The sequence below is a fragment of the Methylothermus subterraneus genome, assembly GCF_054656915.1.
Window position 1 is genome coordinate 76,863 of record NZ_BAAHXK010000005.1, and the last position, 13,585, is coordinate 90,447.

The window sequence follows — 13,585 nt, forward strand, 5'->3', positions numbered from 1 at the left end:
TATCAACCTGGATCGCGCAGCTGGTCGAGTTGGGTAAGGAGGTCGGCCAGTTCTTGCAGGGAGCACGGCGCTTCCGGCTGCTGGAGAATGGTTTTCCACGCTTCACCGTCCTCTTGCAAAACCGGCGCCAGCTCGGCGGCTTTTGGCCGTTCACCGACCCCGTCGGCGTGGCCGACGATCCAATATTTGTCTTGCGTATCGCCCATGCTATTCTCCTACGCGGCTTTCACCGGAACGCAAACATACCACACCGGCTCGTCTATAATGAAAATTGATTACCTTCCTGCGTCAGAATCCCACCACCCAACTGCTTCCGGTCGTCATCCTGACCTCCTCGCGCGAGGAACAAGACCTGGTGAACGGCTACCGCCTGGGAGCCAACGGTTATATCCGCAAACCGGTGGATTTTATCAAGTTCATCGAGGCGATAGGGCGGCTCGGGTTGTACTGGCTGGTGCTGAACGAGGTCCCACCCGAACGAGGGTACCCATGAGCAAACCGCTGCGCGCCCTGATCGCCGAGGACTCAGAAGACGACACCGAACTGCTCGTTTTGGAGCTCAAGCGCGGCGGGTACGATCCGGTTTACCGCCGGGTAGAGACTGCAGAGGAAATGGCCGCCGCGCTTTAACGCCTTCGACGCCTTGGCGCTGATGCTCTTGGACCTTGCCCGCTTCCGCGAGATCAACGAAACCTTGGGCCACCCCCAAGGCGATGCCCTGCTGCGCTGGCAACACCCGCACCTCGGCTTGCTCGGCCCGGACCGCTTCGTCGCCACCGCCGAACCCACCAGCCTGGTGTATCCCCTGACCGAATGGGTGCTCGGCCAAGCGCTCAAGTCCTTTAATGGCGACTTCAGGGTTGAGCGGGAGATCACCGAAAGCGCCATCGTCTTGGACCCCAAGCGCGCTCGAGCACCTTGCCGCCCTGAGTCAAATGGGGGTGGTGCTATCCATCGACGACTTCGGCACCGGCTACACCTCGCTCGCCCACATCAAGCGCCTGCCGATCCACGAGATCAAGATCGACAAATCGTTCGTCCTGGGCCTTGCGACCAACCACCGCGACGCAATGATCGTGCGCTCGGTCATCGAACTTGGGCACAACCTGGGGCTTAGCGTGGTGGCCGAGGGGGTGGAAACGCAAGGAATTCTCGCCAGCTTGGCTCAGCTTGGCTGCGACCAAGCCCAGGGTTACTTGATCGGCCGTCCTCAGGATATAAAATCTTGCAAAAGCTGGCTTGCGGCCTCTCCTTGGAATCCAGGTCCGGCTACTTGGCGGGACCTCACCCGGAGCAAAGCAAGCTGTAGGATGCGCTGATAAGACGCGCACCGATCGCGCGGGAGAATCCTATGCCTACCGTACAGAAAAACGCCGTCATCACCCCCGAAGAATACCTAGAATGGGAAAAATACAGTGAGGTCAAGCACGAATACGTGAACGGCCGGATCTACGCCATGGTGGGCGTCAGCCGGGCCCATAATCTGATCACCCTCAATTTGGCCGCGGTGCTGAAAATCCACCTGCGCGGCACCCCCTGCCGGGTCTTCGCCGCAGACATGAAAGTCCGAAAGGACGACGTCTTCTACTACCCCGACCTGGTGGTGACCTGTCGCGAGACCCGGCGGCACGATTACTACGTCGAGGAGCCGGTGCTGGTGGTGGAAGTCCTCTCCCCTTCCACGGAGGCACGCGACCGCCTGGACAAGCGCCTGGTATATCAATCGATCTCTACCCTGCAGGAATACGCGTTGGTCTCTCAGGACAAGATGGAAGTCCAAATCTACCGGCGGGCGAACGAAAACTGGGATCTGATCACCTACGGTCCGGGCGAGGATGTGCAGCTTAGCTCGCTCGGGCTCACCTGCCCGATCGCAGCGATTTACGAAGCAGTGTGGGAGTGAGGTATCCTTAGGTTACAATTCCCGCTCAAAAAGCAACCCTAAAGACCTTCAAGGAGACGTCCGATGACCCACTCCCTGCTCACCCTGGTCCGCCACGGCCAGTCGATCTGGAACTTGCAGAACCGCTTCACCGGCTGGATCGATATCTGCCTGAGTGAAGCCGGCATCGAGGAAGCGCGCCAGGCCGGAAGGCGCCTGCAAGAGGAGCGTTTTGACCTGGCCTTTGCCTCGACCCTGGTCCGCGCGCAGGAGACTTTGATCGAAATTCTCCGCTTGAATCGTTTTTGCTCAGGCTTTCGCCGCGTGCACGAGGGGGAATCGGCCTGGTACGAGCACTTCAAGCCCAGCCAAGAGGATCAAAAGACGCTGCCGGTGTATTACGCCGAGGCCCTCAACGAGCGCTTCTACGGCGACCTGCAAGGCCTCAACAAGGACCAGGCGCGCGCCGAGTTCGGCGCCGAGCAGGTCAAGCTCTGGCGCAGAAGCTACGACCTTCCCCCGCCTAACGGCGAGAGTCTGGCGGCCACCGCCAGCCGCGTCCTGCCGTTCTTCCAGGACCGCATCGTCCCTCATTTGAAAAACGGCAAGCACGTTTTGATCTGCGCCCACGGCAACTCTCTGCGCGCTTTGATCATGCACCTGGAAAAACTCACCCCGCAAGAGATCTTGGAATACGAGCTGGCCACCGGCGTGCCGGTGCAGTATCGGCTGGACGAAGCGCAAAACCTCGTCGCCAAAAAAGTCTTGGACGGGGATTAAAATCCTGCCGCCTGGCGCAAAAGGTGGTAAAGGGCGTTTTGCTCGAGCACGCCATGAAACCAGGCCGCCCCCGCCCCACCCGCGTACAACGGCACGTCCTCGCCGGCGTGGGTGGAGGCGGCAAGGGGCACCAAGGCCTCTTGATGATAGCCGGGTCGGGTGGTGTCGACCGCGGTGAGATCGGCGCGGCCGAAGTGGATTGTTTCCGCAAACCCCGCTCCCCCTTGCGGCAACACGTGGGCGCCGCGGCCGTTGGCGTAGGTCAAAGCGGTGTAGGGCAAGCCGTCTTCGGCCCGCACCGGTCTGCCGGTTCGGTCGCGCACCTTGTCCAGGACGGATTGGCCGCGCGGTGGGGTGCCGGCGAAAACCAAGGGCTGGCTGTGGTCGGCGGTGACCACGATCAAGGTCTTGCGCGGGTCGGTCTGCTGCAAAGCTACTTCCACCGCCCGCGCCAACTCGATGGTCTCGGCCAAGGCGCGATAGGCGTTGCCGGCGTGGTGGGCGTGGTCGATGCGCCCGCCTTCGACCATCAGGAAAAAGCCTTTTGGGTTGCGCTTTAGGATCTGGATCGCCTTGGCGGTCATCTCGGCCAGGCTTGGCTCGCCTGCGGCGTCCAAGAATCTATCGACCTCGTAGCGCATGTGCGAGGGTTCAAACAGGCCCAGCAGGCGGCGCACCTGGCTGGGATCTGCCGCGTCGAACTGCGCCTTGTTCCAAACGTAGGTGGCGCCAAAACGCGTCTTGTAGGCTTCGATCAGATCGCGCCCGTCCTGGCGGCTGCCGGTCTGGGTGGGGTATTCGGGGTCTTTCGCCGAGCTGGGCAGAAACTTTTGCCGGCCGCCGCCCAAAACCACCTCGATGCCGTCGCCGTAAGGAAAATCGACAAGCTGCCAGGCGATGTCTTTGCAGCCTGCGGCCTTGGCCTCCGGCGGCAAATCGGCGTCGCTCTCCCAATCGCGCTCCGGCGTGTGCGCGTAGGTGGCGGCGGGCGTGGCGTGGGTGACGCGGGTCGTGGTGACGATGCCGGTAGCCCAGCCTTTTTGTTCGGCCTCTTCCAGCAAGGTCAAAAGCGCTTTGCCTTGCGCGCTCGCGCAGTCGCCGCGGCGGGCGTGGTGATTTAGGCCCAAGACGCCGGCGTTGGTCTTGACCCCGGTCATCATCGCCGTCATCGTCCCGGCCGAATCGGGCACTTGCTGGTCGACCTCGTAGGTTTTGACGAGGGCGGTGTACGGCAGGCGCTCAAAGTGCAAAAGGTATTCTTCGCCGCTCCCCCCTAGGCGCTGGCCTTCCAAGATACGCGCCGCGGTTACCGTGGACATCCCCATGCCGTCGCCGACGAACAGGATGAGGTTTTGCGCCCGTCCTGGCAAAGGCTGGAGCTGCTGGAGCTGTTGCGCTTTCCTTCGGCCTTCGGCGAACCAGTCCGGATCGACCGAAGTCGGCTGCGCCAAGGGCCACTCCGCCGCGTGCCAAGCGCACCCTCCCAGCCAACCCAACGTCCCTAACAAAACCCAAGTTCTTAAGCTCATAACCCCATGCAATTGGCGTAAAACGCCGCCGTAGCGGGCCAGTCGGTGAAGATCGCTGAGACGGAGGCGCGCCGCGCCAAGGCATCGAGCACCAGATACAGATCGCCCGGCGAGCGAACCGCCTCGCCTACGGTCTGATAATACCATTGCCCGACGCCCCCTTGGCGCAGATCCGAGCGCTCGAGCGTCCAGGCGAACAGCCGCAAACCGGCCGCCTTGGCGCGCCGGGCGTAGATCGACGGGACGATTTCGCCGCCCTCGAGCGAAAGCAGCATCCACAGCGGCGGCGCCAAGATTTTCACCCCTAAGCGCGCCAGCTCCTCCATCGAAGGGCGCCAGGTAGCCGGATCGTCGTGGCGAAAGCTTGGATCCTCGTACCGCCCGTCGAGGAAGACCGCCTGGCGGCCGAATTCGGGCTCGTGCTCAATCCAATAAAGCACATCGCTGAGATTAAACGATTGGGGAAACACGTGCTCCGGCGGCACCCCCGCCTCCTTGTACTCGTCGATGAGCTTTTGCGCGTAAGCCTCCTGGCTCAAACCGGCAAAAGGCATGGGCACCTCGGGGGCTTTGAGCTCCGGGGTCATCTTGACTTTGAGTTTCTTGAACAAGGCGATGCTCTCCTTATGGCTCAGGACCGTTCCGTAGCCGTACAAGTCGGTACGCCAGCTCGGGGTTCCCTGGAGGTACTCGGCGACGGTTCGAGCCCGAGGGTTAAAGCCGTCCATCTTGGCCTTTAAGCTCTTAAATTCTTCCAAGGTGAGGTCGCTGGTGCAGCACAGCGCGGTCGCTGGTCGGATCAGATTTCCCTGGGCGTCGAACTCGGCCGGCTGGAACGGCACCCGGCACTTTTCCGCCAACGGCGTCTCCAAGAGGTTGGTGGTGGTGTGCAGGTCGCACTGGGAATGGCGGCAGACCAAGTGTTTGTCTTTGGTGAAGGTGACGTCGCACTCGAGGATGCCGGCCCCCATGCGCGCGGCGGCGAGGTAGGACTCTTTGGAGTGCTCCGGGAACATCAAGGCCGCGCCGCGGTGGCCGATGACGAACTCGCTCTTGCGGTAGAAACGGCGCCGCCTCGCGCAGCGGGTCAGCTGGTCTTTTAGAGAACTGTCGCGCAGCGTGTCGAGGAGAAAAAACGGGCGAGGGCCAAGAAGAGCGTACTGCAACGTAGGCGACACCTCCATGCAAACCGCTTTGGCCTGGCTCAAACTACTTAGCCAGGCCGACAGAGCAATGTATAAACGGGAAATTATCTTACGCTTTCTCAAAAAAGTTTTCCGGCACTCCGTTGCTACAAAGTGCCGGGTTCTACATTCACCGCCGCATGCCTGGCAAGATTCTAAAGCCTTCGATCTCGACGATGTCGTCGGTCGGCCAGCCATTGACCTTGGGCATGAAAGCGTCGTCGGTGTGCATGATTGACAGATAAGCCTTTTGCCCATCGGGGCTGAAGAACAGCCCGGTAGGTTCGGCCTCGCTGGGAACCAACGACAGGACTCTAATGCAGCCGTCCGACTTTAGATCGACGTCCTCACCGTCGGGCAAGCACCCCCAAACATCGCCGTTGTCGTGGTCTTCGACCACGTACAAGATGCCGGTGCCGGGCTGGAAAGCGAGGTTGTCGAAGGAGTTAAACTCCGGATTGCCTTCGATAAAGCGGCTGACCGAGACGGTCGCCAACGCCGAACCTTGCGCTAGATACACGCGCCCGCTTCTAGTCTGCTCATCGCGTGCATAGGGCGCACGGTCGATGGCGCACAACACTTCCGCGTAGCTTTCGGCATCCTCACGCTGGGTATTGGCCCAGCAAAAACGCACGCCTTCGCCGACATAGGCCGGATCGATCTCCAGATCCTCGGGCCGGTAATAACCGGTCGCGCCCTTATTGTGAGCGTCCTGACGCGCATTGACCGGGTCGATCTTCACCCACGCCGCAACCCCCACCTCTGCCCCCTGGCCGAAGCGCGGGAAGCTCGAGGCAGTCGCCTCGCGCGAGGAGACCTGCAAGGCGTATACATTTCCGGCAGCGAGCGGCGACTGGCTAAGATCGCCGATCGGACCGGGACCCATAAACGGGGTTTGCGGCACGAACTTGTAAATCGTCCCGCCGTCGCGGTCGCTCCCCGCATCCCCCGGGCGGAGCTCATCGCCCATGTACATCACCCCGTTGGCCAACAGGCCAATCCCCTCCCAGGCGCGAAGTCCCAACGCTGGACGCTTGGTCACGCGCGAGTCGGTCACTGCTCCACTGGCGCGATCGGTGATCACTGCTTCGGTAACGTTCACAGGATCCATGATCTCATAAACTGCCCCATCCGAGACCTCCTCACCGACAATCAGGGTCCCCCACGCGGTACGGCGTATCGGGTCACACCCTAACCCACCGCGCAGCACAACATCGACTTGCCCGGTTGCAAGATCGATGCGCTGCACGCACGGCTGCGGCCGGCCGTCGTCGGTAAAAGAAGGGCTAAATACTTCTACAGCGGTAAACAGATGAGTAGGCCGGATGTCGTCAGGCCAGAACACCATCATATCCGTTTGATGGGCAGCGCTACGGGTCAAGAACTTTGCGCTCAAGCCTGGAGCCAGTTTGAGCTGGTCGCTGGCTGCCTGGCCAGGTTGGCGGGTAGGCGCGCTGGTCTCAGGCGCCGAAGTCGCCAACGGCTTGACGATGCCGAAGTACTTAAGCGACTGGGCGCGCAACAGGTTGTCGACGAGATCGCCAAAGTCGTTGCCGGCCAGCGCGGGAGCGGTCGCAGCCAATGCGGCTAAAAAACACAAACGCTTATTCATCGCTGCCTCCTTTAAGATCCAAGGAGGCTTTAGTTTAAAAAGAGCCGATGACAGAAAATTGAAAGCTGGATAAAAAGCTTATGACAATCACTCTTGGCGCTGGAGCAGCTGGTAAAGGTACCAAAGAGTGGTCGCCGCTGGCGGGGCGATGTGACCTTTGGCGAGTTGGCGGACCGCCAGCACCACCAAAGCCAAGAAGATTAACGAGGGATTATCGAAGCGGCTGCCGGAAAACGCACGCATCCACGCGTCGACGCGCGCGAGCTGGCGGCTGGCCAACGCGCTTAACGATTCGCGCGAAGGAGGGGTAGGATCGAGGTCGAACCAACCTTGCTGTCTGGCCTGTTGCCCTAAATCTCTAAGATCCAAAGATACATCGTGCACTAGGAGAATGCTCCCAGTCCTAGGATTGACCTCCACCTCTAGGACGTCGGAGCGCGCCGCAAGCGCTGTTTGCAGTGCCTGAAAATAGGCCACATCGCCGCGTTTGCTTGGAATCTTAAGCCGCGTCCGACCGGAGGCAAGATGGCTCAGATACGCACGCGCGGTCATTCTGTATCGGGGGAAGATTGACTTCTTGCCATCTTTTCAGCACGCAACTCGTCTTGCACTTCGGCGACGATGTCCTCTAGGTTCTCAGCCACCTCCGCCAACATTTCGCGGGTTTTCTCAAACGCAAGAAGACCGGATTTGATCGTCGCGCGCACAAGCGCCCGCCCTGTTTCTCCAGAAAGCGCCGATTTAGCCAACCACGCCGCCGCAATCGCCCCAGCGCCGATCGCAATACCTTTTAAAGTTTCTTCCTTCAACTCAACTCACCTGTTCTCCTATTTGCCAAACCTCACGCAGCGCGGCGATACCTACGATTTGCCTGAACTACCGCGTGTAGGCGCCGGTACTCGGCCTCGACCACGCTCTTGCCGTAAGTGCGCTCCAACCGCCGAAGGGCAAAATGCCCTCTGGCGACGTTTTGGAAATACTGCATGAACACCACGTTAATCGTAGCGCCTCCCGCAGCGCCGAGCAACGGGATCGCCAAGGCCGCTGCGCGCTCGGTCAGCGCGATGCCAAAACGTTCGGCGAGGACGGCGAGCAAGCGCACCAAAACCGGCGCCCCCTGCCGATGGATTCCATGCGCCTGAACAAATTGCAAGGCTTCGGCGGTGAGCGTGGCCAAAGCCAGCCGCACTCCGTAGTAACCCGTCTCGGCCGCATCGTCGTTGGCGCTGCGTCCACCCAGAGCAAATACCTGCAGGCACGCAAGGCGCGCCTCCGGGTGCTCAAGCCGCTCGCCCTGCTCGCGCGCGATCGCGGCAATCGCCCGCAACATCAGTACGGTCGAGAGAGGAAGCTCGACCAACAAGGCCGGCAGCCCGAAGAATCCACCCACCGCTCCGCACGCGCCGCTGGCGAACTGATAGAGGCGATTCCCGGCCGGTTTGCGCTCGGCCAGGTTCATCGTCGAAAGCGCGACATTGAACGCGCGTTCGACCGCAGCGTGGGCGAGTCTATGCGCTACCTCGCCCCAATTGCTGGGCAAATGCCTAAATCCGATCTCGATCGGCTTACCTAGGGCATCGGTCAAACGCACTGCTAAGCTTGGAAACTCAAGCAAGCGATAGGCTTCGGTTAAGTGCATGCGGTCCTTGGCCGACAACAGGCTCACAGGTGGGCTCATAGGATGACCTCGCCGTTTGATTTCATCGAGGATTCATATTGGCATGCCAATATGAAAGAATTTTGACAGCCTTCAGCCAAAGAGCCAGCGTAATGCAAGCAAATAAATCCACAGACTTAATACGTCTTGAAGAACGATAGTCGCCACGGGGCCGCTCCCATACGCTGGATCAAATCGCCACCGACTGAGCACCCAAGGAAACAGCAAGCCCACGCTGCTGGCGGCCGCGCCGGCGCACACCAGCGCCAGAACAACCACAGCGGCCAGTTTGCTGCCAAACGTCAGCCAAACGAGTGGGAAAATCAGTCCGCTCAGCACCAAACCGAGAACGAGGCCGGTGTAAACTTCCCCTCGCCAAAGTTGCCAGAGAGAGGTTTGACTGTCAGCCACGTGGCTAAAATCGTGTCCATCATGCCAACAACAACCACGGGAGACGGTACCAGGCGCGTCGCCACACATTCCCCTGCATCGCCGTGAGCGCTTGATCGACATTGTTGCGCTAAATACCGACAAATCGATTCATGTCTTCAAGGTGGGCATGATGCAAGATATCCCGCAAAGCCCGAGGGAAAATGGCACCGCACAGCTTGCCTGTCCCATCGACCACCGGAACGGTGCTTAAATCCCATTCCCAAACCGCAGCTTGTTCTTCGTCTTCGTTTACTCGCACCGCCGGCACAGATTGCATGAGGTCCGCCAAAAGCATAGACTCGGAAGCTTGGCCGAGCCGATCTGCAGTCACCACCCCAAGATATCTCCTTTGTTCATCGATGACGAACAAAGTATCCAAGACAAGGCAGCTTTGAGGAGAGAGACTGCAGTGCGCATATACCTCGGCCACCTTCGTCTGCAGCAAGAAACTTAAGACCTGACCAACGAGGTGATTGCCTAGCCCCAACGAAGCCCTCTTAAAAAAATTTAACGGTTAAGGCAACTAATGTCTGCGTAAAATGTCCAGGTTATGTTTTCTTTATTACAAACCCTTGACATAAGGAGTGATACCATGAGCGAAATTCAAACCGTTCTCCAACCGCAAGAAGAAGAAACTGCCTTCCAAGAAGCTCAAGCGCCTTTTTTCTCCCGCTTCAAACAAGGCCTGCGGGCAGGAGCCGCCGATGCTTCCCGGGCAGTCGAACAGACGTTTAGCACCCTAGGACAGGCCGCTTCTAAAGCGGTTTACGGCGCCTGCTATGGGGTCTCTTACGGCGTTACCTTTGCCGCTTTGGGCGCTGCCCGGGTGTTGCCCGAAACCGTGCTACGCGGTTTCAAGGATGGGGCCAAAGCGGCTGAGCAACTTCTGGAAGGCAAATCGGAAAACTCGGCAGAGACAGCAGAACAACCAGCCTGAGCGCAAAATTGGGGCAATCGTCCGATTGCCCCTTTTTATTCCACGATCAGTTCTTTGAGCTGGATTTCCAGCCCCGCCACCGCTTCCAAAGGGCTATGGCAGGCGGCACACAGCGCATAAAGCTCTGCCATCGCCTGTTCCCTAAGGCATCTTAGGCAGCGGCCGCGGCCGGGAATGGGCACAATTTCGAGGCTTGCCCCTTGCGCTAAGGTTTGGGCGGTAACTTCAGCAAAACAAAATTCAAGCGCTTGAGGCTCCACGCAGGAGAGCGCGCCGACCGCGAGGACGACTTTGCGCACGCGGGTAAAGCCGTGCTGTTTGGCCTGATCCTCGATGATCTGGCAAAGGTTCTCAGCCAGGGACAGCTCGTGCACGGCAAACCTCGTCCCAAAATTTAAGCTCAGGCCGGCCGAGCAGGGTTTTGGCCAAGCCCAAGGCGGCCTTGAAATTCCGGCGCGCTTTGGGGCTTAAGCCCACGCCCAACTCAAAGCGCACGCCAGCTACCGTCAGCAAGAAGACAGGCGGGGCTGCGCCCAAGATCTTGGCGCAAATCCAAAGCAGCGCCTTAGGACTCAAGGCGTGGCTAAAGGCGCCAGGCTCGCTTTGGGCCAACAAACGCTCAAAAGTCCAAGGCGGTGAGGTGCCCACGCCGGCGTCGACCAGTAAGGCCAACTCGCACGCGGCCAAGTCTAAGGCGTGCTCGGGCTGAAGCTGCATGGCGACTTGCGCCTCAACGTGCGGAAACCTAGGCTCAAGGGCTTCCACCAGCTCAGGCCCTAAGCCGTCGTCGCCGCGCCCGGGGTTGCCGTACCCCAAAAGCAGCACTTTCATTTTGCTTCGACCGTACCGTCGCTTTGGCGGTAAAGGCGCTGCAGGATCTTGCCTTCGGCGTCTTGCAGTTCGACCTGCAGAGGCATCTGGCCCAAGGCGTGGGTGGCGCACGACAAGCACGGATCGTAGGCGCGGATGGCGATCTCGATCCGGCTCAAGAGCGCCTCGTTCAGCTCCCGCCCATCGAGGTATTCGGCGGCCACCTGGCGGATCGCCTCGTTCATCGCGGTGTTGTTGTGGGTAGTCGAGACGATCAGGTTGGCCTTGCGCACCAAGCCGTCCTCGTCGATTTGGTAGTGGTGGATCAAGGTGCCGCGCGGGGCCTCGATCACCCCGATGCCTTCGGAGCGCATCTCGCCCTTTGCCTCCAGTTCGCCGCTGTACAACTCTGGGTCGGCCAAAAGCTGCCCGATCTTCTCGGCGCAGTGCAGAATCTCGATCATCCTCGCCCAGTGATAAGCCAAAGACGCCTGCACCGGCAGGCCTTGGTCGAGCTGCATGAATTCCTGCCGCGCCGCCTCGGCCTTGGGCGTGTCAAAAAACCCGCACGCGTTGAGCCGCGCCAAGGGGCCAACGCGGTACCAACCCACTTCCGGCCCCAAGGCGGCCAGGTAAGGAAACTTCATGTACGACCAGGATTTGACCTGCTCGTGGAGGAGGGTTAAATAATCGCGATCCGGCACCTGGTCGAACACGATTTCCCCGTCTCTACCCCGCACCCGGATCCGGCCGTCGTACAGTTCGTGGCCGCCGTCGGGGGTCACCAGCGCCAAAAAAGCCGAGTCTATCTTGGCAAAGCGCCGGTGAAAATCGGGATCGGCCAGGTAAATCCGGCGCACGAGCGCCAGGCCTTGTTCGGCCCAGCTCACAACCTGCGGCAGCTCGGCTTCCAAGTACTGCCGCTCCGCCTGGGTCAGGTGCTTGTTCATCCCCCCCGGAATCGGCCCGACTCCATGAATGCGCTTGCCGATCACCGCGCGGATGACTTCCTGGCCGAACTTGCGCAGTTTGATCCCTTGGAGCGCCACCTCGCGAAAGCGCCCCTCGCGCACCAGCTCTAAAATATTGCGCTGGGCGGTCGGGCTATCGAAGCCGAACAAAAGATCGGGCGAAGCCAGGTGGAAGAAATGCAGGGCGTGCGATTGCAGCACCTGGCCGTAGTGCAAGAGCCTTCTTAGCTTTGCGGCGCTGGGCGGGATCTTTTCGACCCCGACGAGGCGATCGACCGCCTTGGCCGCGGCCAACAGATGGCTGACCGGGCAGATCCCGCACAATCTTTGCACCAATACCGGCACCTCGAAATACGGGCGGCCTTGGATGAACTTCTCAAAGCCGCGAAACTCGACGATGTGCAGGCGCGCCTGGCGAATCCGGTGATTTTCGTCGAGCAGCAAAGTGACCTTGCCGTGGCCTTCGACGCGGGTGACCGGATCGATCGCCACCCGACGCAGGGCCTCTGGTTTTGCAGCGGTCTCCAAATGGCGATAGCGTTCAGTCATAGCGGATCCCTTCAGGCGGAAGCTGGGGGACGTTCCCGGCCAGCAGCGCCGAAAGCGCCGTCCAGATCGCCTCGGCCGAAGGCGGGCAGCCGGGGAGGGAATAATCGACTTTGACCACCTCGTGGATCGGATGGACCTTATTTAGCAGCAACGGCAGCTCGGGGTCGCTCGGCATCTTGGGGTCGGTGACGCCGATGCCGGTGAGGAAGGCTTCCGCCAAACACTGGCTTAGCTCGTAGCGGTTGCGCAGCGCCGGAATGCCGCCGTTGATGGCGCAGGCGCCGACCGCGACCAGGATCTTACAGCGGCGGCGAAACGCGCGCAGTATCTCGACGTTTTCGGAGTTGCAAACCCCGCCCTCGACCAGGCCGATGTCGCAAGGCCCCAGCTCGCGCACGTCGGTCAGCGGCGAGCGGTCCAAATCGGCGACTTGAGCCAGTTCGAGCAGGCGCTCGTCGATGTCCATGAACGACATGTGGCAGCCAAAACAACCGGCGAGCGAGCAGGTGGCGATTCTAGCTTTCATGTTTTTTACGCACCAAAGGCGCCTCGTGCGCCAGGCTTACTTCGGCGATGCTGGCGCGATCGTAGCGGCGCTGACCGATGGGAGTGCGAAAAGCCTGCGCTTTGAGCACCAGCGCCCCCACCGGGCAGACGCGGGCCGCCCAATCGCTCCCTGAAAGAGCGCTGTCGCCCAATTTGCCGGAAGGCGAGTCGACCACCAGATGGGTGTGGATGCCGCGCCCGGCCAGGGCAAACACGTTTTTCCCCTCGGCTTGGCTAGCGCGCACGCACAGCGCGCAGAAGATGCAGCGGTCGTGGTCGAGCAGGACCTCGGGGTGAGAGGCGTCGAGGGCGCGCTCGGGGAAAAAATGGGGGAAGTGGGCCGTGGTCATCCCCAGGTAATAGCCCAGCGCCTGCAGCTCGCACTGGCCGCTTTGCTCGCACGAAGGGCAAAAGTGATTGCCCTCGACGAACAGCATCTGCGTCAGGCGCAATCTCATCTGGCGGATTTCCTCAGAATTCGAGATCACTTCCTGGCCTTCGGCGGCCGGGAAGGTGCACGCCGAACCAAGCCGGCCGTTGACTTGAACCGTACACAGCTTGCAACTGCCGTACGGAGGCAGCTTGGGGTGCCAGCACAGGTGCGGGATATAGATCCCGGCGGCGGTGGCTGCCTCGAGGATGGTCTGGCCGACCTGAAAGTCCACTTTGCGGCCATCGATGCTCAAGCAGGGCATA

20 protein-coding genes and 1 pseudogene are annotated in these 13,585 nt (G+C 60.6%); 7 read left to right on the top strand and 14 right to left on the bottom strand.

What is annotated here, in order from left to right; translation table 11 throughout:
- Positions 1–2: 2 nt before the first annotated feature.
- Entirely contained in the window at positions 3–206 is a 204-nt protein-coding gene (locus ACYQ3M_RS05880; protein ID WP_460035135.1) for a hypothetical protein, read from the bottom strand.
- A 65-nt stretch (positions 207–271) separates the two neighbouring features.
- Here ACYQ3M_RS05880 and ACYQ3M_RS05885 point away from each other — a divergent pair, with 65 nt between their 5' ends.
- From ACYQ3M_RS05885 to ACYQ3M_RS05910, 6 genes and pseudogenes are all read left to right on the top strand, one after another.
- Complete coding sequence (locus ACYQ3M_RS05885; RefSeq protein WP_460035136.1) at positions 272–493, top strand: response regulator; 222 nt, start codon at positions 272–274, stop codon at positions 491–493.
- Positions 490–630 (top strand): hypothetical protein, encoded by a 141-nt coding sequence (locus ACYQ3M_RS05890; protein WP_460035137.1) that lies wholly within the window; start codon positions 490–492, stop codon positions 628–630. Before ACYQ3M_RS05885 ends, ACYQ3M_RS05890 begins: the two co-directional genes overlap by 4 nt.
- A 13-nt stretch (positions 631–643) precedes the next feature.
- A pseudogene (locus ACYQ3M_RS05895) lies at positions 644–793 on the top strand (diguanylate cyclase domain-containing protein); the annotation flags it as partial.
- A gap of 52 nt (positions 794–845) precedes the next feature.
- Positions 846–1,319, top strand: coding sequence for an EAL domain-containing protein (locus ACYQ3M_RS05900; protein WP_460035138.1), 474 nt, complete (start codon positions 846–848; stop codon positions 1,317–1,319).
- Positions 1,320–1,351: 32 nt separating this feature from the next.
- Positions 1,352–1,903, top strand: coding sequence for a Uma2 family endonuclease (locus ACYQ3M_RS05905; protein WP_460035139.1), 552 nt, complete (start codon positions 1,352–1,354; stop codon positions 1,901–1,903).
- 63 nt (positions 1,904–1,966) lie between these two features.
- On the top strand, positions 1,967–2,662 hold the full coding sequence (locus ACYQ3M_RS05910; protein ID WP_460035140.1) for a 2,3-bisphosphoglycerate-dependent phosphoglycerate mutase: 696 nt from the start codon (positions 1,967–1,969) through the stop codon (positions 2,660–2,662).
- On the opposite strand, the gene ACYQ3M_RS05915 is transcribed toward ACYQ3M_RS05910, so the two are convergent.
- The 8 genes from ACYQ3M_RS05915 to ACYQ3M_RS05950 form a co-directional block, all read right to left on the bottom strand.
- Positions 2,659–4,191, bottom strand: a complete 1,533-nt coding sequence (locus ACYQ3M_RS05915; RefSeq protein ID WP_460035141.1) for an alkaline phosphatase family protein — start codon at positions 4,189–4,191, stop codon at positions 2,659–2,661. The two genes, ACYQ3M_RS05910 and ACYQ3M_RS05915, sit on opposite strands and share 4 nt — an antisense overlap.
- Positions 4,188–5,375: a glycerophosphodiester phosphodiesterase family protein gene (locus ACYQ3M_RS05920; protein WP_460035142.1), complete on the bottom strand. Its 1,188-nt coding sequence runs from the start codon at positions 5,373–5,375 to the stop codon at positions 4,188–4,190. The genes ACYQ3M_RS05915 and ACYQ3M_RS05920 overlap by 4 nt, the downstream gene beginning before the upstream one ends.
- Before the next feature lie 130 nt (positions 5,376–5,505).
- Positions 5,506–6,987, bottom strand: coding sequence for an alkaline phosphatase PhoX (locus ACYQ3M_RS05925; RefSeq protein WP_460035143.1), 1,482 nt, complete (start codon positions 6,985–6,987; stop codon positions 5,506–5,508).
- 87 nt (positions 6,988–7,074) lie between these two features.
- Complete coding sequence (locus ACYQ3M_RS05930; RefSeq protein WP_460035144.1) at positions 7,075–7,539, bottom strand: hypothetical protein; 465 nt, start codon at positions 7,537–7,539, stop codon at positions 7,075–7,077.
- Positions 7,536–7,796 carry a DUF5132 domain-containing protein gene (locus tag ACYQ3M_RS05935; RefSeq protein WP_460035145.1) on the bottom strand — a complete coding sequence of 87 codons (261 nt, stop codon included), beginning with the start codon at positions 7,794–7,796 and terminating at the stop codon, positions 7,536–7,538. The genes ACYQ3M_RS05930 and ACYQ3M_RS05935 overlap by 4 nt, the downstream gene beginning before the upstream one ends.
- Positions 7,797–7,828: 32 nt before the next feature.
- Positions 7,829–8,665 carry an EcsC family protein gene (locus ACYQ3M_RS05940; RefSeq protein WP_460035146.1) on the bottom strand — a complete coding sequence of 279 codons (837 nt, stop codon included), beginning with the start codon at positions 8,663–8,665 and terminating at the stop codon, positions 7,829–7,831.
- 72 nt (positions 8,666–8,737) lie between these two features.
- Positions 8,738–9,055 (bottom strand): magnesium transporter, encoded by a 318-nt coding sequence (locus ACYQ3M_RS05945; protein ID WP_460035147.1) that lies wholly within the window; start codon positions 9,053–9,055, stop codon positions 8,738–8,740.
- A gap of 109 nt (positions 9,056–9,164) precedes the next feature.
- Positions 9,165–9,506: a CBS domain-containing protein gene (locus tag ACYQ3M_RS05950; protein WP_460035148.1), complete on the bottom strand. Its 342-nt coding sequence runs from the start codon at positions 9,504–9,506 to the stop codon at positions 9,165–9,167.
- 162 nt (positions 9,507–9,668) lie between these two features.
- Between ACYQ3M_RS05950 and ACYQ3M_RS05955 the strand changes: the two genes are divergently transcribed.
- The gene (locus tag ACYQ3M_RS05955) at positions 9,669–10,013 is read left to right on the top strand and encodes a hypothetical protein (RefSeq protein ID WP_460035149.1); all 345 of its coding nucleotides are present in this window, start codon (positions 9,669–9,671) and stop codon (positions 10,011–10,013) included.
- A gap of 35 nt (positions 10,014–10,048) precedes the next feature.
- Here the strand turns inward: ACYQ3M_RS05955 and hypA are convergent, their stop codons facing one another.
- Genes hypA through ACYQ3M_RS05980 form a run of 5 tightly spaced genes read right to left on the bottom strand, consistent with a single transcriptional unit; the run spans position 10,049 to position 13,584 of the window.
- The gene (hypA, locus tag ACYQ3M_RS05960) at positions 10,049–10,387 is read right to left on the bottom strand and encodes a hydrogenase maturation nickel metallochaperone HypA (RefSeq protein ID WP_460035150.1); all 339 of its coding nucleotides are present in this window, start codon (positions 10,385–10,387) and stop codon (positions 10,049–10,051) included.
- On the bottom strand, positions 10,365–10,844 hold the full coding sequence (locus tag ACYQ3M_RS05965) for a hydrogenase maturation protease (RefSeq protein WP_460035151.1): 480 nt from the start codon (positions 10,842–10,844) through the stop codon (positions 10,365–10,367). The genes hypA and ACYQ3M_RS05965 overlap by 23 nt, the downstream gene beginning before the upstream one ends.
- Positions 10,841–12,343, bottom strand: coding sequence for a Ni/Fe hydrogenase subunit alpha (locus tag ACYQ3M_RS05970; protein WP_460035152.1), 1,503 nt, complete (start codon positions 12,341–12,343; stop codon positions 10,841–10,843). The genes ACYQ3M_RS05965 and ACYQ3M_RS05970 overlap by 4 nt, the downstream gene beginning before the upstream one ends.
- A complete protein-coding gene (locus ACYQ3M_RS05975) occupies positions 12,336–12,869 on the bottom strand; it encodes an NADH-quinone oxidoreductase subunit B family protein (protein WP_460035153.1) in 534 nt (177 codons plus the stop codon). The genes ACYQ3M_RS05970 and ACYQ3M_RS05975 overlap by 8 nt, the downstream gene beginning before the upstream one ends.
- Complete coding sequence (locus ACYQ3M_RS05980) at positions 12,859–13,584, bottom strand: 2Fe-2S iron-sulfur cluster-binding protein (RefSeq protein ID WP_460035154.1); 726 nt, start codon at positions 13,582–13,584, stop codon at positions 12,859–12,861. Before ACYQ3M_RS05980 ends, ACYQ3M_RS05975 begins: the two co-directional genes overlap by 11 nt.
- Position 13,585: the final 1 nt, after the last annotated feature.